The 20,358-nt window shown below is 56.7% G+C and carries 15 protein-coding genes and 1 pseudogene; 13 read left to right on the forward strand and 3 right to left on the reverse strand.

The window, feature by feature from the left end; all coding sequences use genetic code 11:
- Window positions 1–129: 129 nt before the first annotated feature.
- The 10 genes and pseudogenes from H8274_RS00485 to H8274_RS00530 form a co-directional block, all read left to right on the forward strand.
- The gene (locus tag H8274_RS00485) at window positions 130–831 is read left to right on the forward strand and encodes an FhaA domain-containing protein (RefSeq protein WP_065414716.1); all 702 of its coding nucleotides are present in this window, start codon (window positions 130–132) and stop codon (window positions 829–831) included.
- On the forward strand, window positions 828–1,511 hold the full coding sequence (locus tag H8274_RS09635) for an FHA domain-containing protein FhaB/FipA (protein WP_244924482.1): 684 nt from the start codon (window positions 828–830) through the stop codon (window positions 1,509–1,511). Before H8274_RS00485 ends, H8274_RS09635 begins: the two co-directional genes overlap by 4 nt.
- Window positions 1,508–3,028 carry a PP2C family protein-serine/threonine phosphatase gene (locus H8274_RS00495; protein ID WP_185933544.1) on the forward strand — a complete coding sequence of 507 codons (1,521 nt, stop codon included), beginning with the start codon at window positions 1,508–1,510 and terminating at the stop codon, window positions 3,026–3,028. Before H8274_RS09635 ends, H8274_RS00495 begins: the two co-directional genes overlap by 4 nt.
- 2 nt (window positions 3,029–3,030) lie before the next feature.
- Entirely contained in the window at window positions 3,031–4,734 is a 1,704-nt protein-coding gene (locus tag H8274_RS00500; protein ID WP_244924483.1) for an FtsW/RodA/SpoVE family cell cycle protein, read from the forward strand.
- Window positions 4,731–6,188, forward strand: a complete 1,458-nt coding sequence (locus H8274_RS00505; protein WP_049619698.1) for a penicillin-binding transpeptidase domain-containing protein — start codon at window positions 4,731–4,733, stop codon at window positions 6,186–6,188. The genes H8274_RS00500 and H8274_RS00505 overlap by 4 nt, the downstream gene beginning before the upstream one ends.
- A 57-nt stretch (window positions 6,189–6,245) precedes the next feature.
- Window positions 6,246–8,231, forward strand: coding sequence for a Stk1 family PASTA domain-containing Ser/Thr kinase (pknB, locus tag H8274_RS00510; protein WP_049619699.1), 1,986 nt, complete (start codon window positions 6,246–6,248; stop codon window positions 8,229–8,231).
- A 308-nt stretch (window positions 8,232–8,539) separates the two neighbouring features.
- Window positions 8,540–8,776, forward strand: coding sequence for a transposase (locus H8274_RS09830; protein WP_185933545.1), 237 nt, complete (start codon window positions 8,540–8,542; stop codon window positions 8,774–8,776).
- Window positions 8,777–8,859: 83 nt separating this feature from the next.
- A complete protein-coding gene (istA, locus tag H8274_RS00520) occupies window positions 8,860–10,338 on the forward strand; it encodes an IS21 family transposase (RefSeq protein WP_244924596.1) in 1,479 nt (492 codons plus the stop codon).
- Entirely contained in the window at window positions 10,335–11,069 is a 735-nt protein-coding gene (istB, locus tag H8274_RS00525; protein WP_049619701.1) for an IS21-like element helper ATPase IstB, read from the forward strand. The genes istA and istB overlap by 4 nt, the downstream gene beginning before the upstream one ends.
- Window positions 11,070–11,178: 109 nt before the next feature.
- Window positions 11,179–12,185 (forward strand): annotated as a pseudogene (locus tag H8274_RS00530) (IS3 family transposase); the annotation flags it as partial.
- A gap of 45 nt (window positions 12,186–12,230) precedes the next feature.
- On the opposite strand, the gene H8274_RS00535 reads toward H8274_RS00530, so the two are convergent.
- Together H8274_RS00535 and H8274_RS09835 are read right to left on the reverse strand one after the other, a co-directional pair.
- Complete coding sequence (locus H8274_RS00535; protein ID WP_176700763.1) at window positions 12,231–12,398, reverse strand: hypothetical protein; 168 nt, start codon at window positions 12,396–12,398, stop codon at window positions 12,231–12,233.
- Window positions 12,399–12,402: 4 nt separating this feature from the next.
- Window positions 12,403–13,680, reverse strand: coding sequence for a class E sortase (locus tag H8274_RS09835; RefSeq protein ID WP_276330067.1), 1,278 nt, complete (start codon window positions 13,678–13,680; stop codon window positions 12,403–12,405).
- Window positions 13,681–14,168: 488 nt separating this feature from the next.
- On the opposite strand from H8274_RS09835, the gene H8274_RS00545 reads away from it, so the two are divergent.
- The 3 genes from H8274_RS00545 to H8274_RS00555 all read left to right on the forward strand — a co-directional run bounded on the left by H8274_RS00545 (window position 14,169) and on the right by H8274_RS00555 (window position 19,031).
- The gene (locus H8274_RS00545) at window positions 14,169–14,573 is read left to right on the forward strand and encodes a cell division protein CrgA (protein ID WP_185933548.1); all 405 of its coding nucleotides are present in this window, start codon (window positions 14,169–14,171) and stop codon (window positions 14,571–14,573) included.
- Between the two features lie 1,800 nt (window positions 14,574–16,373).
- Window positions 16,374–17,569, forward strand: a protein-coding gene (locus tag H8274_RS00550) for an IS3 family transposase (protein ID WP_185933549.1) whose coding sequence is annotated in 2 segments (ribosomal slippage) — window positions 16,374–16,656 and window positions 16,656–17,569 — 1,197 coding nt in all. Because the reading frame shifts where the segments join, the coding sequence is not laid out codon by codon here.
- Between the two features lie 331 nt (window positions 17,570–17,900).
- Window positions 17,901–19,031: a 6-phosphofructokinase gene (locus H8274_RS00555; protein WP_049619702.1), complete on the forward strand. Its 1,131-nt coding sequence runs from the start codon at window positions 17,901–17,903 to the stop codon at window positions 19,029–19,031.
- A gap of 570 nt (window positions 19,032–19,601) precedes the next feature.
- On the opposite strand, the gene H8274_RS00560 is transcribed toward H8274_RS00555, so the two are convergent.
- Entirely contained in the window at window positions 19,602–20,279 is a 678-nt protein-coding gene (locus H8274_RS00560) for a rhomboid family intramembrane serine protease (protein WP_049619704.1), read from the reverse strand.
- Window positions 20,280–20,358: the final 79 nt, after the last annotated feature.

Genomic DNA, 20,358 nt, shown 5'->3' on the forward strand with positions numbered 1-20,358 from the left:
CGCGGGTGGGTATAAACTCACGGTTTCGCGGAGCAATGAGAGAAGCTCATCCCGTGCCTGCGCCCCGGAATCCAGCCGCGTTCGCTAATATCGAGGCTGTAGAAGAGATGTCTAGGAAAGGTGTTAGCCATGGCGGGGGCGTTTGGCAAATTTGAGAAAGGTGTTGAAAACGCGGTTGCCAGCGCGTTTCGGGCGTTCCGCTCGGAATTGAAGCCCGTAGAGATCCTCACGGAGATGAAAAAATCCATGGATCGCGATGTGGCACGCCTTTCCCGCGACCGTTCTGTTTCCCCCAATGATTTCGCGGTGCACCTGTCACCCGAGGATTTCGAACGGGTAGAAAACTGGGGGCGGGAAGCTCTGAGTGAAGAATTCGCCCAGGAGCTCACTAATCACGCCGCCGAACAAGATTACATTTTCGTGGGTCCGATCACCATTGATTTTGCGGTGGATAGTTCTGTGCGGGAGGGCACCGTAGAGGTGGAAACCCGCGCTACGCGCGGCGCCGTCGCCCCTGCTACCACCAGCGCGGCAAATGCCAGTAACCCGATGATCCAAATCGGGAAAGATCGCTATATTCTCACCGGGCCCACCACCGTTATTGGGCGGGGGTCGGATTGTGATATTACAATTGACGACGCCGGTATTTCTCGGCACCATTTGGAATTACAAATTACTCCCAATGGCGTGATAGCCACCGATTTGGGCTCCACCAATGGCACCTACGTGGAAGGTCACCGAGTTCCGGCGGCCACGCTAGTTGACGGGAACACCATCACCATCGGCCGCACGCACATTATGTTCTGGACGGGTGAGGGTGCACGCTCATGAATCTATTGCTAACACTGCTCCGCTTCGGCTTCCTGATTTTCCTGTGGCTGTTCGTACTCGGCGTGGTTCTCGTGGTGCGCAATGATACTTCCGGGTTGGCGATCCGTAGCAAGAAGCCTTCCCGGCGGGGGCGGCGTGCTGCCCGGCAAACCGAAAACGCTACCAGTGACCTAGCAGCAGGCGCCGCGGGTGCCGCAGGAGTAGCCGCAGGTGCCGGAGCAGCAGCAGGAGCCGCAGCAACAGCAGGAGCCGCAGCCGGCGCGGCCGGGGTCGCTGCCGACGCGGCGACGGGGGCTCACGCCGGTGCCAGAGCCGGAGCACGCGGCGGTGCGAGCGGGCACGGCCCGGCGAGGGCCGGCGGAGGTGGGGCCGGTACTCGCGGCGCTGGATCGCGGCCGGTACTCGCGGTTATTGAAGGCCCTCTCACCGGCATGGTGCTACCCCTTGGCCAGGCCCAGATAATCATTGGCCGCTCCCCCGATTCGTCACTGGTCCTTGACGATTCTTATGCTTCTTCGCGCCATGCACGGGTTTTCTTCCAAGACGGCTACTGGTGGATCGAGGACCTACAATCGACCAACGGTACTTACATCGGTAATTCCGCAATCACCGAACCGGTAGCACTGGTGCCCGGAACGCGCGTGCGGATCGGGAAGACGACGATGGAGCTGCAGATTTGAGCGATATTCGACTGAAATATGCGGCGTTCTCGGACGTCGGGTTAGTGCGTAGTAATAATCAAGACGCCGGATATGCCTCCCCGCACCTAATTGCCGTAGCTGACGGCATGGGTGGGGCGGCGGCGGGCGACGTCGCCTCCTCCGTGGCAATTTCGCATCTTGCCCAAATTGACGATTCGCACGCTGCTGATGATCTGCTTCCGCTCCTGCGGCAAGCAATGACGGACGCGCATGACGATATGCTCGCCCGCGTAGCTGCCGACCCAAAACTGGCGGGCCTGGGCACCACGTGCATCGCCATTTTACGTTCCTCCAATAAGCTCGGCATGGTCCATATTGGGGATTCGCGAGCATATTTGATGCGGGGCGGCACCATGCAACAGGTGACGCACGATCACACCCTCGTCCAATACCTGGTAGATCGCGGCCAGCTCACCCCGGAAGAAGCCGAACACCACCCGCAACGCAATGTGATTATGCGGGCCCTGGGGGATACTCCCGGCCAGGTAGAACTAGACGAGTCCATCCGCGAAGCCCGGCCTGGAGATCGTTGGCTACTGTGCTCGGATGGCCTGTTCGGCGTCGTCGCCAACGATACGATTCGGCACGCCATGGCCACCATTGAGGACCTGGAAGAACTTGGCGAGCATCTGATCGAACTTGCTTTGGCGGCCGGTGCACCCGATAACGTTACGGTGGTGCTAGCCGATGTGGTAGCCGATTCCGACGGCGAACACGGCCCCAACCAGCCCGTAATTGTTGGTAGTGCGGCCCTTGACTATCAGCGGCCCACCCGCGGGGGCACTTCCGCCGCGGCCCGGGCGGCACTGCTCGGCCAAGGCGCGGCCGGTAATGCAGGTATGGCCGGTATAGCCGGCGTAGCGAAGACGCCAAACAGTGCCGGTAGCGCCGCAGAAGGATATGGCGAGGGTGCAGATAACAGCGCCGGATACGGTGCGGGAGAATACGCCGGCGGGTCCGCGGGGAGCGGTGTCTACGGTAAAGACGGAGCTACTATGGCCGGCGCGGAGGAAGGCGCGGAGGAAGACGCTACTTCGCGAACCCGCAGGTTCCGCTTAGCTCGTTTCTTTGCAATTCTGGCCGTGCTCGCGATCCTGGTGGGCGGCATTATTGGCGGCTACCAGTGGACGCAAACCCGCTACTACGTGGCCGCCGAATCTGGAAAAGTGTGGATTTACCGGGGGGTACCGCAAGTGATTGGATCTTTGCGGCTGTCTTCCCCGGTAGAAGAAACCGATATTAATCTTGCCGATCTTGCGCCGATTGCCCAAGAACGTTTGCAACATCCGATTACGCGCGATTCTTTGGACGGCGCGCGCGAGGTAGTGGACAACCTGCGCACCCAGGTGCGGGAGGACAAACGCAATACCACCGGCACCGGCCCGGAAGCAAGCAACCCTGGCACGCCTGCGCCTGCCCCTTCGTCTGCACCTGCTTCCCCGGCCCCGCCCGCCCCAGCGCCTTCACCTGCCGCGCCTGCTCCGGGAGGTGAATAGTCATGAGTGTTGTACTTACTGCTCCTGCCCGGAAAGGGCGCGTGCCCGAATTATTGCTTTTGGTGGCCGCGCTCGGCTTGGGCCTGCTTGCCTTCTGGCTAGTGTGGGACGGGCTAGGCAATGACGGTACACCCCCGAAATTTACTTTGCTCGCAGCCGGAGGCGGCCTGTTCGTGCTCATAGTCCATCTGCTTATCCGGTGGATGGTCCCCTATGCAGACCCGGTGTTGTTCCCGATCGCACTGTGCCTGAATGTGCTCGGCTTGGCCATGATTTATCGGGTGGACGCCGCTGCCGAAACTCTCGGTTCGCGTTCGCAACTGATTTTGACCGGCGCGGGCCTAGTGCTCTTCGTGCTCACGGTAATGCTCACCCGTAACTATCGGGTTTTGCGTAATTACAAGTGGACCTCCCTGGCCTGCGGTATTGGCCTATTACTTTTGCCCATGCTTCCCGGCATCGGCAGAACTATTAATGGCGCGCGCCTGTGGATCCACATCGCCGGGTTTTCTTTCCAACCGGCCGAACTTGCCAAAATTTGTTTCGCGATTTTCTTCGCCTCCTACCTGGTAGCCGAACGCGACAATCTTTCCTTGGCCGGCCCGAAATTTTTAGGGATCCGCTTACCTAAACTTCGCCATATTGTGCCAATTTTGGTGGCCTGGGCGATGTGCATGGGCATCCTGGTGTTCCAGCGCGATTTCGGGACTACGCTGCTGTTCTTTGGGCTCTTTGTGGCCATGCTCTGGGTAGCTACGGAACGAGTGAGCTGGTTGGCTATCGGGGCGGTGCTTACGGTAGGCGGCGTCGCCTTCGTGGCTACCACGGTGCCGCACGTACGAGCACGTTTCGCGGTGTGGCTCGACGCCTTCAACCCGGAGATTTACGAAGGCCGGGGCGGTTCCTACCAGCTGGTCCAAGCCTGGTTCGGAATGTCTTCCGGAGGTTTGGTAGGTACCGGTTTAGGGCAAGGCCACCCGAATTTGGTATATGCCGCCCAATCTGATTTCATTTTCGCTTCCTTTGCGGAAGAAATCGGCCTGATAGGCGTAATGGCAATCCTCTCCCTCTACCTGCTTTTTGTAGGGCGGGGTATGCGTACCGCCATCCAATTGCGCGATGGGTTTGGCAAACTTTTGGCCTCCGGGCTTTCCTTCGTGATCGCCATCCAATGTTTCATTGTGATCGGCGGAGTCACGCGGCTCATTCCACTTACCGGCCTGGCCCTCCCCTTCCTCGCGCAAGGCGGATCCGCCCTAATCTCCAATTGGATCGTCGTCGGCCTGTTGCTCCGCCTCTCCGATTCTTCGCGCCGCCCCGCCGAAACCACCAGCCAACCTTCCACGGAAGAACTCGAGGCCATCATCAAAGCCAACGGCCCCGAAACCGGGACGAACAGCGTCGCCTCCGGGTTGGGCTGGGGAAGCTACAGCAATGGTGGGCAAACGGGCCCGCGCGGTAGCGGGTACGACGACGCACAACCCACTGCGCCGCACGCCCAGGGCGAGCAGGAAACCGCGCCGAGCGCCTTGGGTGAGCAGGAAACCGTGCCGAGCGCCCAGGGCGAGCAGGAAACCGCGCCGCGTGGTGGCGGGTACTTGGCGGAGCAGCGTGGCGAGCAGTCAACTATGCCGCGCGGCGACTACCCAACGAAACCGGCCGGGGGCCACCAAGCAGAACCGTGGCGAGGAGTGGTGCAACCGTGAATCGACCGATTCGGCAACTCGTGGCCGTCATTTGCGTTATGTTCCTGGCCTTGGCGGCGTCTACTACGTATATTCAGTTCTTCCAAGCGAAGTCTTTGAATGCGAACCCGTGGAATGTGCGGGCACTGTACAACCAGTACGGCACTAAACGCGGGCCGATTATTGTGGGCGGGGAAGCTATTGCCAGTTCCGAACCGGTGAACGATACGTATTCGTTCCAGCGGGTTTACCACCAAGGTCCGCTCTATTCGAACCTCACCGGATATTTCTCCACCGCTTTTAATTCCATGACGGGCACGGAAGCGGCCATGGATGGAGTACTGGCCGGTTCCGACGATTCCTTGGCGATTCAACGCCTGCAGGAATTGTTTACGGGCGCAGAACCGCAGGGCGGCGGCGTCGAACTTACTATTGACCCGCAGTTGCAGGAAGCCGCGGAAAAGGCGATGGATGGGCAACGCGGCGCCGTGGTGATCGCGGACGCGCATACCGGGGAAATCCTCACCCAATATTCGAGCCCCGGCTACGACCCGAACGTGATGGCCGACCATTCGCGCAGTAATGCCGAAAAGGCTTTCGACCAGCTTTCTAAGGATCCGGAAAAGCCCTTGGTGGACCGCGCAACGGGCGGCGATCAGTACGCGCCGGGCTCCTCTTTCAAACTGCTTACCGCGGTGGCGATGATCGAAAATTTGGGTTTGACCCCGGATTCTTTGGTGGAAGCTCCGCGCGAGTATTCCCCGCCAGGCACCTCGCACGTGATCTACAACCCCGGCCAGTTGGCGTGCGGGGACGGTTCCGGGCAGGTAACTCTCAACCAGGCTTTCGCGCAGTCTTGTAACACGCCTTTCGCCATTGGCGGCGTGCAAGTAGGTGCGGACGCCATGATCAAGCAGGCGGAAAAGTTCGGGTTCAATGCCCCGCTTACCACGCCCCTGCCAGTTTCAGCTTCCCGGTTCCCGCAACCGGAAGACGCCGCCGCGTTGGCCATGGATTCTTTCGGCCAGCGGGACATCCGCGTCACCCCGATGCAGATGACGATGATCGCCATGGCGATCGCGAACGACGGCGAACTTATGCGGCCCCATCTGGTGAAAAGAACCTTGACGGCTGATCTCGAACCGATCTCGGAAACCAAACCGGAATCGATGGGAAGGGCCATGAGTAAAGACACCGCGCATTACATGCAGGTGATGATGTCGGATGAGGTCAAGAACGGTACCGGGCATCGCGCCGCCATCGAAGGGGTGGATGTGCAAGGCAAAACCGGAACCGCGGAGATTGATGCGAACACTCCGCCGCATACGTGGTTCGTGGCTAATGCCAGCATTAATGGTCGCACTTATTCGATCACCGTTTTGGTGGAGAATTCCGGGCATGCTGGATGGTATGGGGATGGGGGTTCGGTAAGTGCACCCATCGCGAAGAAGATTCTGGAAACTAAGCTGAGCTAGGCTCAAGGAAAACGATGCACAGGCAAGGAACAACGGCAACAAGGAAGGTGACGCGACGTGACTGAAATCCCCCGCGTACTCGGAAGCCGATACGAAGTCGGCGACCTTATCGGGCGCGGTGGCATGGCCGAAGTACACCGCGGTTATGACACCCGGCTCTCTCGCACCGTCGCGATTAAAATCTTGCGCGCGGATTTGGCACAAGATGCCACATTCTTGGCGCGGTTCCGGCGCGAAGCGCAATCGGCGGCGGCGCTCAACCATCCCTCGATTGTGTCCGTGTATGACACCGGTGAAGAATCCGTAGTTTCCGCTACCGGCCAGCGCGTTCCTCTGCCATATATCGTTATGGAACTGGTGAAGGGACGCACGGTTGCCTCCCTGCTGGAGGGCGGGGATCCGGTACCGATCGGGGAAGCCGTGCAGATTGTGGTAGGCGTGCTTGCCGCCCTCGAATATTCGCACCGGGAAGGGATCATCCACCGCGATATTAAACCGGGCAATATCATGCTCACCACGGACGGCAAGGTAAAGGTGATGGACTTCGGGATCGCCCGGGCTATTGCCGATTCTGCCGCCACCATGACGCAAACTAACTCGGTGGTAGGTACCGCCCAATATCTTTCCCCAGAGCAAGCCCGCGGCGAAGTGGTGGATGCGCGATCTGACCTGTACTCCACCGGCTGCGTGCTTTATGAACTCTTGACGGGCCGGCCGCCTTTCGTGGGTGATTCCGCAGTGGCCGTGGCCTACCAGCACGTTTCGGAAACCCCGCAACCGGCCTCGCAAATCGCTCCCGATATTCCGGATGCGATTGACCGCGTAATCATGAAGGCTTTGGCCAAGAACCGCGAAGAGCGTTACCAAACGGCCGCCGAATTCCGCAACGATCTGCTCGCGGCGGCACGCGGCGAGGGCGTTTCCGCCCCCGCCGTCGGTTCGTGGGCGGCCGGGGCCGCGGGTGCTGCCGCCGGGCTCGCCGCCGGTGCGGCCACGCAAGCTTATGGTGCCCAGGCCGGGGCTCCTACCCAGGCTTATGGCGCACCCACCCAGGCGTACGGGGCACAAACCGCCCAACAGTACGCGGGCGCCGGCCCCTACGGGGCCGCCGGATACCCCACCAACCAGCAGCTTACGCAAAACACGGCCACCCAGGCCGCGGTGGGAGGTAAAGAGGAAGAAGAATCGCCGGCCAAGAAGAGCCGTTGGGCCATCTGGTTGGCTGTGGTACTTCTCGTGGTTGCTGCCGCGGTGGGTGCCTGGTTGATTTGGGGTAATAAGAGCCCCGAACCCGAGCCGACCCCAACTGCCACCCAAGCCCAGTTGGTATCCGTACCGGATCTGGCAGGCATGACGGAATCTCAAGCCAAGCGAGAAGTGGAAAACGCTGGTCTAGTGTTCAAGCGCGGCACCGATCAGGCTTCCGATTCGATAGCCAAGGGTGAATTTGTTTCCGCCGATCCGGCAGTGGGTGCCCGCGTGGAGGCCGGTTCTACGGTGACGGTGCGTTTCTCCTCCGGGCCTTCGGCAGTGACCGTCCCGGACGTAACGGGCATGACTTTCGAACAGGCACGTTCGGCCTTGGAGAACGCGAATCTTTCTATTGGCGACCAGCAGCAGGTGAATGATCCGAGTACCGCGAAGGATCGGATTGTAGCTACCGTGCCGGCATCCGGAGAACGCGTTTCGCCCAATACGCAGGTCACCGTACATATTTCCACGGGCCTGACCACCGTGCCGGATGTGACGGGAATGAGCCCCGCTTCGGCGCAGCAAGAGCTTTCTGCGGCCGGATTGACGGTTATCAACCAGATCGAACAGCCGGTGCAAGACGAGTCTTTGCATAACGTGGTGGTCGATACTTCGATTGAAGCAGGCCGCGCGGTATCCCAGGGCACGCAGGTGACGATCTACGTGGGTAACTACCGGCAACCCGCGCCAGAGCCCACCCGCGAGCCCGGCGTGCCGCAACAGCCGGGTGAAAACGGCCGGCCCACCGAGCAACCGGAGCCCAGCCCCACCCCCACCCAGGGGCAAAACTAGCGCAGAGCTAGTGCGGAGCTAGCACGGTACTAGCTGGTACGGAACGGGTTAGCACTGAACTAGCTGGTATAGGACCAGCTGGTACGGAACTAGCTAGCACCGAACTGAGTACTAGTAGGTACCGAACTAGCTGGCGCGAAACTAGCTGGCACAGCGAAAAGAAACGGGTCCCCCGCGGCGAAAAAGCACGCGGGGGACCCGTTGTTATTGGTCGCTATTTTGAGTAGCTGGTCTGGGTTGGACCTGACCCCCTGTTGGTGGACATAGGCTAGCCCCGGCGTTCAGCCGGAGAAAGGTAGTCTTCTACCATGTCCCGTAAAACATATTCCGCGCAGTTCAAGAAAGACGCGGTAGCCGCGTACGAGTCCAGCGAGGCTTCAATGGCGCAGGTTGCTTCTGATCTGGGAATTAATCGTAATTCGCTGCAAAACTGGGTAAACCAGTTTGGCACCGGGGTGCGGGCCAGGCGGCGCAAAGAAGCAGAGGCGGCGCGGGTCTTTGTGTATGGTCAAATGTTTTTGAGCCGATTGTGCAGTTGTTTTTGAGCCAGTGGGTGGCTCACTTTTCGTGGGTATGAAAAGGACACTGGCAGGTTCGTGTTCTAGATTCCTGAATGTTGTTTGTTGCGATGTTCAGGAAGGAAAGGAATTTGACCGTACCAGTGTCTGTTCAAAAAGATATCAAAACTCGTCTTGCGCAGGGGCAGAGCCAACGCCGGGTGGCTCGTGAGTTGAATCTGTCGCGTAACACGGTTGCTAAGTATGCGGCAAAGGAAGATTTCTCGCCCAGGCCGAAGATTACAAAGCCACGCTCGAAGATGGAGCCCTATGCCCAGCTCGTGACTAGCTGGTTGGTTCAGGATGAGAAGATGCCACCCAAACAGCGCCACACAATCCAGCGTGTGTGGGAACGTTTGGTGGAAGAAGAAGGATTTACTGGCTCGTATCACAGCGTGATGCGTTGGATACACCGCTATCGGGTAGAGCGTCGCCATTTAGGGCAAGGTTTTAGCGAGTTGGTATGGCAAGCCGGGCAGATGCAGGTTGATTACGGGCAAGCCCGCGCCCTTATTGACGGCACGGAGCAACTTGTTCACGTGTTAGTGGCAACCCTTCCCTATTCCAATGCCAGATTCGCTGTTGCCAGCCCGGCCCAGAACGCTGAATGTGTCTGTGCGGGGCTACGCATGATTTTCGAGCATATCGGCCAGGTCCCAACCCGGTGCGTGTTTGATAACGCGAGTGGGATTGGTGCCAAACACCGTGATGGAACAGTGACGATGACACGTTTATTCGAAGCCTTCGCCACTCATTACGGTATCAAGGTCGCGTTCACTAACCCGTATTCGGGACACGAGAAAGGACACGTGGAAAACGCGGTTGGTTTCCTGCGGCGTAACCTGATGGTTCCCTTGCCACGCGCTCAAAGCCTTGGACAGCTTTCTGCACTGCTCCTCAGCCGGTGCGATAAGCTCTTAGAACGCAATCATTACCGTAAAAACATTCCTATTGGGGAACTGTTTGAAGATGATAAAGCTGCTTGTAGTCACCTTCCCCGGATCGGGTTTGATGCTTGTAGCTGGCAACGCCGCACGGTTGATAAAGTCGGTAATATTCAGGTTGATAACCACATGTATTTGGTAGGATCACAACACGCATTAACTCAGGTTCATGTCGGAATACGTGCTCAAAGCATCGAGATCCTCAACCAAAGCGGACAACGTATTATCGAACACTCGCGCTCTTATAGCACTGATCATGGCACAGTCTTTGACCCGGTCAGCGTGCTACCGAACTTGATCCGCCGGCCGGGAAGTTACCCGCAATCATTACTACGCCCTTTACTCCCGCAAGCCTTAGCCCGCTATCTCGACCATGCCGATAATCCTCGGCGTGCGGCTGTTTTACGGATGATGTACCGAGCATGCCAGATGGCGGACTTCGCTTCCATTGCCTCAAGCGCGGCCGATCTACTTACCCACGAGATAGAGCTAAACCCCGATAATCTCTTCCTCGCTGTCCGTGCCACACTCCAACCACCAACCACGTCAACAAACACGGTCGATCTGACCGCCTATGATGCTTTACTCCCAAGGACTGCCTCATGACAAACGAACTAACTCTTGACCAGATTATGGACCTCACACGGGGCATTCCCCTCACCCGCAACGTCCTGAAAACCGCGCTTGCAACCGCTAGCCCCGAACAGCGCGCGTTTATCGCTGATCTACTCACCGCTGAACACGAGTCCAGAAAACGGGCTAAACAAGACCGGCTCTTACGCCAAGCCAAGTTCCCCGTCCGTAAAACCCTCAACAACTACGACTACTCCATGATCACTTGGCCAACCGGCTGGCAACAAAGCGATCTACTAAGCCTGGACTTCATCACCAATCACCACGACCTCGTCTTCTACGGCGATGTGGGAACCGGGAAAACACACCTTGCAATCGGGCTCGGACACGCTGCCTGCCAGGCCGGGTACACCACCCGGTTCTTCACCGCAGCCTCACTCATCGCTTTCCTCCGCCAAGCCCAGGACAAAGGAACACTCGATGCAGCCATCACCACGATCGGGAAAGCCAAACTAATCATCATCGACGAGTTCGGCTACCTCCCCATCGACATCACCGGAGCCCGCCTCCTATACCAGATCATCGCTAACGCCTACGAAACCCAGTCCATCATCTACACCTCGAACCTTGAGTTTTCCCGCTGGGGAGCAATACTCGGGGACACAAACATGGCCGCCGCTATCATCGACCGCACCGTCCACCACGGACACATCCTCAACTTCGCCGGAACCTCCTGGCGACTAACCCACTCAACCATGAAATAACCCAAAACCACACAAACCAGCCAGTGCACAAACAGCACAAAACACATGCCGAAATGGCTCAAAAACAAGTGCACAAACGGCTCACTTAAACTTGACGAAACACAGGGTCTTATCTGAAGCAGAGAGAATCCGACAACTCGAAAAGGAAAACGCGCTTTTGAAAGAAGAACGCGATATTTTGCGCAAGGCGGCGCAGTATTTCGCGAAGGAGATGGGCTTGTGATCCGCTTCAAGTTCATCGAGGACCACCGTACTGAGTTCTCAGTCAAGCGGATGTGTACCGTACTGAAAGTAAGGCGTTCTTCCTATTACAAGTGGGCCGCAAATGCGACTCGGCGCGAGCAACAGGTATACGCTGACGGGCTGCTAGGGGAGCGAATTCGGATCGCTTTCGAGGCGGAAGGTGGCTTGTATGGTGCTAAACGTATAGCCGCGTTGCTTACTGCGCAGACCCCGGACCAGCCGGTAAATCACAAACGCGTAGCACGGGTGATGAAAGCTCTCGGGTTGGCAGGTTTTACGAAAAAACGTCGTGTTCGCACTACTGTCAGTGATCCACATAAGCGGGTCTTTGATGATCTTCTCGAGCGTGATTTCACCGCGGCCAGGCCTAACGACAAGCTTGTCGGGGACATTACATATCTTCCCCTTGCCGGGCAAAAGAATATGTATCTGGCTACTGTGATTGACTGTTTCTCCCGGAAACTGGTCGGTTTTGCGATTGCAGATCACATGCGTGTTGAACTCGCCCGAGAGGCATTACTGATGGCCGCAGACCAGCGAGGATCCTTGCGTGGAACGATTTTCCATTCTGATCACGGCAGTGTATACACCTCCTCTGTATTTCAAGAAACATGCCGCCAGTTGGGAGTACAACAATCCATGGGAGCTGTAGGCAGTAGTGCCGATAACGCGCTGGCAGAGTCATTTAATGCAACGCTCAAACGAGAAGTTCTCAAAAATGCGAAGGTTTTCCCCAACATGCTCTCCTGCCGCCGGCAGGTCTTTGCGTGGTGTACTCGGTATAACACGAAACGATTGCACACCTGGTGCAATTACCAGGCCCCAGACACCTTCGAAAAACACGCGTCAGCTACACTTGACCTTGCAGCATAAACACCACCCCCATGTCCACTTTCCGGGGGTCGGGCCCGTTGCTATTTATTGCATATCCGGGCTGATCGTGGTGTCGATCGGCCGGATGAGTTCGTTGAGATACGGGAAAAGGTGCTCAAACAGGCCGTAGATGATAGCCGCCAAAATAATGATGACCTCGATGACCTTGAACCAAGTTGGGCCAGGTAGGTGCCGCCAAATCCATCCGTACACGTTCTTACTTTCCCTTCACGAGTTCTTCCGGTTTGCCGTCATGCGGATCTACCCAGTGATCAAACTGCGCGTACACAATCCAGCGCTCATTAGAAACATAGGGCGGGTGGCAAGTGGTGATAGTCATCATCCGTTTCTCGGCCGGCAGTTCCGGATGCCCCGGATTCGGGGATAGAACTTCCGTAGCCGTGGGTTGGACGATATCCGAGCCCACCATCTTGTACACGTAGTAGGCGTCTTCAGTTTGCACGATGATGGAATCACCTTCGCGCATCTTGTCTACATCACGCATTGCCGCCCCGTAGGTTTGCCGGTGCGCGGTGATCGCGTAATTGCCTACTTCGCCCACATACTGGGTTTCCGGGTAATGGCCAAAACTCCCGGTATCAATAATGTTTTCCAGATCCACGCCATATTTGATCGTGTAGGCCCAATCTTTCCCAAATTCTGGGATGTAGATGATGCCTTCAATATCGCCTTCGGTGGTGTAGTGCCGGGCGGGCGGTGGATCGTCGTAGCGCGGGGTACCGATTCGCTCTTGGGCATTCGGATCTCCCCACGCGTGCTGGGCTTGCTCGACCTGTTTCGCTTGGTCTTTATTAGCCCCCAAATCGGTGTAGTAGAGCTGCCAAAAAATAAAGAGTCCCACTAGCACGCCCAGGGTAATAAGAATCTCCCCGATAACGCCCAGAAGCCTACTGAAGAAACTTCCCCGCCGGCGCGGTGTGGTGGGAGCCGGGCCAGCTACTGCTGCCGAGTGAGCGGGGGCACCATAATCGAAACTCGTGTCTTGCTCCCAATCTGCAAAAGCTACCGACGCCGGTTGTGTTTGCGGAGCTGGAGCCCCACGATATTCGCTTCCGCTTTGTGAGGTGTATGCGGGAGCATATTGCGTGGCATACGGATCCGGTTGGCCGGCGTATCCGGTGCCGTAACCACCAGCGTACGGATCGTTTTGGTACGGGTAATTTTGGTACGGATCGTTTTGGTACGGGTTGTTGGTGCCACTTTGGTACGGGCTACCAGCACCGTTTTGGTAGGGACTGCCGGCTGTGCCCTCATACGGGTTGCCGGTTCCGTAAGAATTACCGGTACCGTAAGGGTCACCGGCGTCGTAAGGATTAGCGGAACCTGATTGCGAACCCGTGCCGTACGGATTACCGGCGTCGTAGGGACTACCGGCACCGTAGGGGCCACCGGCGCCTTGCGGGGAGCTAGCGTTGGCTTGCCACGCGTGTCGGCCGCCCAGGGGATCCCCGGAAGCGTTATTTCTTCCCGACATGAGACTCCAATCTGAGATAACTTTGCTCAGGATAGACCTTGTAAATTAGCGGGTGCAGTAATGACGCGCGCATTTCGCCTAAAGCAGCCCATGTAACGCAAAATAACGGCAAAACGGGACTTTGCGGCAGATAACGCCAAAGCGGCGTTTTCCGGCTTAACACGGTGGCGGGGTGCGGTGGTGACGTGCGATAGCGAGGAAGCGGGGTGCGCTTCCGCGGTGGCGGGGCGGTGAGCTCGCGGCATAGCGGTGTGGTGACATGGCGGTGTGGTGACATGGCGTTATGGTGAGGCGGCGGCGTGGTTCTGCGCCGGCGAGGCGGGGTGATGGCGAGGCAGCCGGATAGTTGGCACCATAGCTTGCACCAGAGTATCTCGCGGCTGTGCGCAAAGCCACGAAGGTGGAAGTCTGCATAGAAAGTGTGGAAAACCGCCACTTTAGCTAAGCTAGTCCGAGTAGCTCTAAGGCCAGGATGGGAAAGGGATACGATGGCAAGAACTGACGATCTCGATAGCGAGCTCTCCACACCTGCTACAGAGGCTGTTGATGAGCAAGGTGAGGTGACGGAAACTCGCCGTCGTTCGAAGACTCGCCATCGTCGTACTGTGCGTGCTTCCGAAAAGCGCCGCCCGGGTACCAAAGCGGATCAAGAAAAGCGGGCGCAAGCTGAAAAAGAAGCTGCGAGCGAGCCAAAGGTACCGCGCGGAAAGCGCCGTTCGCCCAGCTGGTGGGCGCCGGTAATGTGCACACTAATGATCGTAGGCCTGATCTTTATTGTGGTGGCCTACGTTTCCGGCCTGGCATTCCCCATTCCCGGGATCGGGCAAGGAAATCTCTTCATTGGTTTCGGTGTGCTCATCGTTGGCTTCCTCATGACCATGGGGTGGCGGTAGTAGATTTTCGCCACCTGCCTTGCGGTAGCGGTTTTCTGTACCGGCCAGGTTCTGAAGCGTCAAGTATTGATCGGTGCCGTGGCACATGCCATAACCTGTACCACTGCACGCCTGCTATCTAAGCGGAGCTGAGCGCATACAAACTCGCTAAACACCCAGGGCCCGGAACAAATATCTGCGTGGCTCACGCGTACTTTCTCGGATAATAAGCAGGTAACCAAAGCACGATCGGTACTCTCATAGAGCGCGACACCAGATTCACGATCCTTCTACTCCGAGTACTACCTCGACGCCGTAGTCGAAGAACTCAACGACCGGCCACGCAAAACACGAAACTGGGAAATCGTCAGAAAAATATTTGAAATCATCAACACTTAACCAGCGTAACCACCACTACGATTTCCCTACCCACGACTTCAATAACCTGATGGCGCTGTATAAACCCTGCCCGCTCATCGCATCTCCGCGTTGGACGTAAATCGCCGGCGGAATGGCAGGTCGGCTAAGCATGATTCGCTCGGGTAGGGTGATTGAATTTCTAGCGGCGTGTCGACTGGACAGAGGGCTCGGTCTGCCTCCTGTAAAAAGCTTGAATCAAACGAGGAATTTAACATGCACGTTATCCATTGACGCTAGGAATCAGGAAGGACTAGGCATGCACCATCGCTTTAGTGTGATTTAGGAGACAGTCACGTTGTTGTCGAAGAAGACATGCTCCGGCGTGGTAGCTGTCATTCTTTTCTTTCTGTTTTCAACGGGAGTACCTGCCTACGCGGCAACTAACGGGAATCCTATAGATCCGAGCATCGAAACAGGGCAGGACTCGTATGTTGGGAATTTAGATGATAGTCCGGTACGGTCTCATGCCCTAGCTGGCAGTAGCCTTCTTGGTGCTGATAGAAAAAGCGCTTTTGCACTGCGGGCAAACACATTTGTTGGAAAAGTTACGGCTCACTGGCCACATAAATCTGGTAGCCAGGCTTCGGGGCATGCGACATGGGAGTTGAAATGGGGTTCGGCTCCAAAGCTGAGAACAACATCAGAACTGTGGAGCCATAGCAACGGAAGTTGGGTCAAACGCGCAACAGCGACCGCAACGGTGTGGCATGTTTGTGACAGCAGAACGGTTAGACATGCCTGATATTCGGGAATTTTTTCGATCGCTTTCTGCCGACCTTGGATATGATCCACAGTTAGATCCAAGTAACGAGTTTTCGTGGGCTTTTCATGATGCTACTTTCGATCACGTACACGGAGATTCCCTAGAAACTACTGTCACACTGTCGGCAACTATCGCACATAAGCATCCTCGGGCCCTTGTCCCGCTTGTTTACTGGGCATGTCAGTCACTGGTTTTTCTTGGGGAGTTTGATCTCCATACCGTATCTCTACGTTTTCCGGAGGGGCAGGGGAAGGTACAACCGAGGCAAGTCTTTCGGCATTTACCATCTCCTCCTGCTTCTAGGCAGTCTCCGTTTACCCTTGAAGTCAATCTACCAACAGTGTATGACGCTCAATTGCTCAGTGAGCGTATCGAACGAATCTCAAAAATGCCGTTTCCAGCATTTAGGATCGAGTCTGTATCGCCCCTACAATGCTCAGCCACTACGTCCAATGAACCAACGGGAAACTGGTGGCAACTCAGCGGGTATATGAATTCGTGGAACTACCTCGAGATCGGTTACCTCTTGTATATTATTCAGATGACGATGCTTGGCGTCACGGAAATTCGGACCTGACCCCCTGTTGGTGGACATAGGCTAGCCCCGGCGTTCAGCCGGAGAAAGGTAGTCTTCTACCATGTCCCGTAAAACATATTCCGCGCAGTTCAAGAAAGACGCGGTAGCCGCGTACGAGTCCAGCGAGGCTTCAATGGCGCAGGTTGCTTCTGATCTGGGAATTAATCGTAATTCGCTGCAAAACTGGGTAAACCAGTTTGGCACCGGGGTGCGGGCCAGGCGGCGCAAAGAAGCAGAGGCGGCGCGGGTCTTATCTGAAGCAGAGAGAATCCGACAACTCGAAAAGGAAAACGCGCTTTTGAAAGAAGAACGCGATATTTTGCGCAAGGCGGCGCAGTATTTCGCGAAGGAGATGGGCTTGTGATCCGCTTCAAGTTCATCGAGGACCACCGTACTGAGTTCTCAGTCAAGCGGATGTGTACCGTACTGAAAGTAAGGCGTTCTTCCTATTACAAGTGGGCCGCAAATGCGGCCCGGCGCGAGCAACAGGTATACGCTGACGGGCTGCTAGGGGAGCGAATTCGGATCGCTTTCGAGGCGGAAGGTGGCTTGTATGGTGCTAAACGTATAGCCGCGTTGCTTACTGCGCAGACCCCGGACCAGCCGGTAAATCACAAACGCGTAGCACGGGTGATGAAAGCTCTCGGGTTGGCAGGTTTTACGAAAAAACGTCGTGTTCGCACTACTGTCAGTGATCCACATAAGCGGGTCTTTGATGATCTTCTCGAGCGTGATTTCACCGCGGCCAGGCCTAACGACAAGCTTGTCGGGGACATTACATATCTTCCCCTTGCCGGGCAAAAGAATATGTATCTGGCTACTGTGATTGACTGTTTCTCCCGGAAACTGGTCGGTTTTGCGATTGCAGATCACATGCGTGTTGAACTCGCCCGAGAGGCATTACTGATGGCCGCAGACCAGCGAGGATCCTTGCGTGGAACGATTTTCCATTCTGATCACGGCAGTGTATACACCTCCTCTGTATTTCAAGAAACATGCCGCCAGTTGGGAGTACAACAATCCATGGGAGCTGTAGGCAGTAGTGCCGATAACGCGCTGGCAGAGTCATTTAATGCAACGCTCAAACGAGAAGTTCTCAAAAATGCGAAGGTTTTCCCCAACATGCTCTCCTGCCGCCGGCAGGTCTTTGCGTGGTGTACTCGGTATAACACGAAACGATTGCACACCTGGTGCAATTACCAGGCCCCAGACACCTTCGAAAAACACGCGTCAGCTACACTTGACCTTGCAGCATAAACACCACCCCCATGTCCACTTTCCGGGGGTCGGGCCCTTCGTCTTATACGCCAGTGAATATTCAGTAAATATATGGAACTACTGGCGCAGTGAGCGCTATCAATTAAACAGACCACAGAGGTGTCAAACTGAGATAACGCCAAAACCGCGTGCATTGATGTTTTTGAATCTGCCAAAAGAAAGCCTATACAGGGAAGTGAGTGAGGTATATGGCGGAAGACGTGCGGCTTGCGGGGAGAACAGTTTTTCATCGGCCCGGCACGGGCCTCGTGAGTAGACCGCGTGGAGTAGGCTGGTCATATCCGCAATCCCCACCATGAGGAGAAGTGATATGTCGAAGAAGAAGCGCGTCGGTATTCTCACTGCCGGTGGTGATTCTCCCGGGCTGAATGCAGCTATCCGCGGCTTCGGGAAAACGGCAATTGGCCGTTACGGTATGGAACTAATCGGGTTCCGTAACGGCATCACGGGCCTGGTACGCAATAATTTCCAAGGCCTAGGTAGCGAAGACCTCGCCGGAATTTTGACCATGGGTGGCACCATGCTTGGCACTTCGCGGGATAAAGTGCACAAGTTTCCCGACGGCGAAGGTGGTACCTTCAACGCAATCCCGCAAATCAAAGAGAACTTTGAAAAAGATGAGCTCGATGCGCTCGTCATGATTGGTGGGGGTGGCACCGCCAAAAACGCGAAGCGTTTAGTTGATGCCGGGCTACCGGTAATTCACCTCCCCAAGACGATCGATAACGACATCATGCATACCGATACCAGCTTCGGGTTTTCCACAGCCCTAGGTATTGCTACGGAAGCGATTGATCGCCTGCATTCCACCGCCCACTCCCACCACCGCATTATCGTGGTGGAAATAATGGGCCACCGCGCCGGCTGGCTAACTCTGGGGGCCGGCATTGCCGGGGGTGCAGATATTATTCTCATCCCGGAAATCCCGTACACGATCGAAAAGTGCGCGGAGTATATCCAACGCCGGGCCGATCACGGCCGGCCTTTCTCCGTTGTTGCCGTGGCGGAAGGCGCCCACAATGTGGAAGTGGCCCGCCGGCTTGCCGCCGCAAACGAACTGGTTACCCACGCGAAGAATGCGGAAGCAAAGCAAGCGGCGAAGGAACATCGGCGCACGATCGAGGCCAATGAACGCGATTCGAGCTTCCGGGTAGCCGAACAGTTGGAAGCCGCTACCGGTTTGGAAGCCCGCGTGACGGTGCTCGGCTACGTGCAGCGCGGCGGTATACCCGATCAGCAAGACCGGCTTTTGGGTACCCTCCTGGGCGGAGCTGGAGCCAATGCAGTGGCGGAAGGTAATTTCGGAGTAATGATTGCTTCCCGCAATGGAGAGGCCGTGCCGGTACCTCTGGCTGAAGTGGCCGGGAAAGATAAGCTCGTCCCCGTGGATCATCCCTGGGTCGAAGCTGCCCGCAATGTTGGCACCAGCCTCGGCGATTAGGGCGTAGGCCCGGCAGCGGCGATAATCTCGCCCGGGCATTATTTATCCACAACTACATATTTGGTGCACTGCTAGTGCGCTACCAAGCCGTCCGGGCAGATCTTGAACGCCCGGGCGGCTTTTTGTGCGTAAACACGCCAAAAAACGGCTTCGGAAGCACGGCCGAGGTAGCTGCAACTATCCACCGAATTCGAACCTGTGTGCGAATTACAGCGATGTAGTTATCCCCAGGTGTGAATAAGGCTGTGGATAATTACATGGATGTAACTCGAACTCGAGTTCGATAACTGTGGAAGGAATTTGCCTATAAAGCCGCCATCTGCGAGAATCCGCCACCTGCGGGAATCAGCTTTCTGCGAGAACCTGCTATTCGGTGGAAATGAACCAGCTATTCGGTGGAAACGCCGCGTGTGGAAACGCCGCGCAAGGAAGATCCCTGCGCGGCGCACGCTTCATATTCTTGTTTTCCTAGCGGTTACAGATCGGTGAAACCGTCGGCAGTAAAACCACCGGCAGTAAAAACACTGCACCGCAGTAAAAACACCGGCAGCAAAGCTATACCGATAGTAACTACCGGTAGCCATACCAAATTAGAGCTGCGTAGATTCCCAACACGAGCAGATATACGGCAATATCGCGGATGGCGCTAGCCCTCCGGCCGCGCTTGAGCGGCCGCAAAGTGGCGGCCATAAGCACCGCTCCCGCAATTAGCCCACCCACGTGGGACTGCCACGAGATATTCATGCCGGGAATGAACCCAACGATCAAATTGATTGCGATCACCACAACCAGCTGGGTGTCCCGCCGGCCGAAACTACGCTGCGCTACAAAGAGCGCCCCGAAAAGCCCGAAGACGGCCCCGGAAGCACCTACCACGCCCGTCCACCAACTCATCTCTCCCGGGGTAGCTACGAGCAACACGAAGATATTGCCAGCAATTGCCGAGAGCAAATATATGCAGGCGAACCGCCAGCGGCCGATCATGCGTTCTAGCCACATGCCCACTAGCCATAGGGCATACATATTGAGCACGAGGTGCCAGAACCCCGAATGGGTGAAGGCCGATGAGAGGAACCGGTAAGGCTCAATTTGCGCAATACCCGGCGCAAAAAGCAAGGCCTGGCTCGCATTGGACCACACCATTTCCATCACGTATACGAGCACATTCGCGGCTATTAACGTAATGGTCAGCCAAGGCCGCCACGTTTTCCGGCGCACGGTTTCTTGCATGCCGAGATTTCCTCTCATCTGTCTTCTGTAGTTGCCCTCAGATTTTGTGGTCTCGGATTATTCACCCGGCGGACCGGTAGGTTGGCTTACCGGCCGG

This window comes from Actinobaculum suis (genome assembly GCF_900618115.1).
GTDB classification, from domain to species: Bacteria; Actinomycetota; Actinomycetes; order Actinomycetales; family Actinomycetaceae; genus Actinobaculum; species Actinobaculum suis.

Coding starts and splice junctions, on each gene's coding strand:
- H8274_RS00485 (WP_065414716.1), top strand. CDS start 130: ATGGCGGGGGCGTTTGGCAAATTTGAGAAAGGTGTTGAAAACGCGGTT.
- H8274_RS09635 (WP_244924482.1), top strand. CDS start 828: ATGAATCTATTGCTAACACTGCTCCGCTTCGGCTTCCTGATTTTCCTG.
- H8274_RS00500 (WP_244924483.1), top strand. CDS start 3,031: ATGAGTGTTGTACTTACTGCTCCTGCCCGGAAAGGGCGCGTGCCCGAA.
- H8274_RS09830 (WP_185933545.1), top strand. CDS start 8,540: ATGTCCCGTAAAACATATTCCGCGCAGTTCAAGAAAGACGCGGTAGCC.
- istA (WP_244924596.1), top strand. CDS start 8,860: ATGTTCAGGAAGGAAAGGAATTTGACCGTACCAGTGTCTGTTCAAAAA.
- istB (WP_049619701.1), top strand. CDS start 10,335: ATGACAAACGAACTAACTCTTGACCAGATTATGGACCTCACACGGGGC.
- H8274_RS09835 (WP_276330067.1), bottom strand. CDS start 13,680: ATGTCGGGAAGAAATAACGCTTCCGGGGATCCCCTGGGCGGCCGACAC.
- H8274_RS00545 (WP_185933548.1), top strand. CDS start 14,169: ATGGCAAGAACTGACGATCTCGATAGCGAGCTCTCCACACCTGCTACA.
- H8274_RS00555 (WP_049619702.1), top strand. CDS start 17,901: ATGTCGAAGAAGAAGCGCGTCGGTATTCTCACTGCCGGTGGTGATTCT.
- H8274_RS00560 (WP_049619704.1), bottom strand. CDS start 20,279: ATGAGAGGAAATCTCGGCATGCAAGAAACCGTGCGCCGGAAAACGTGG.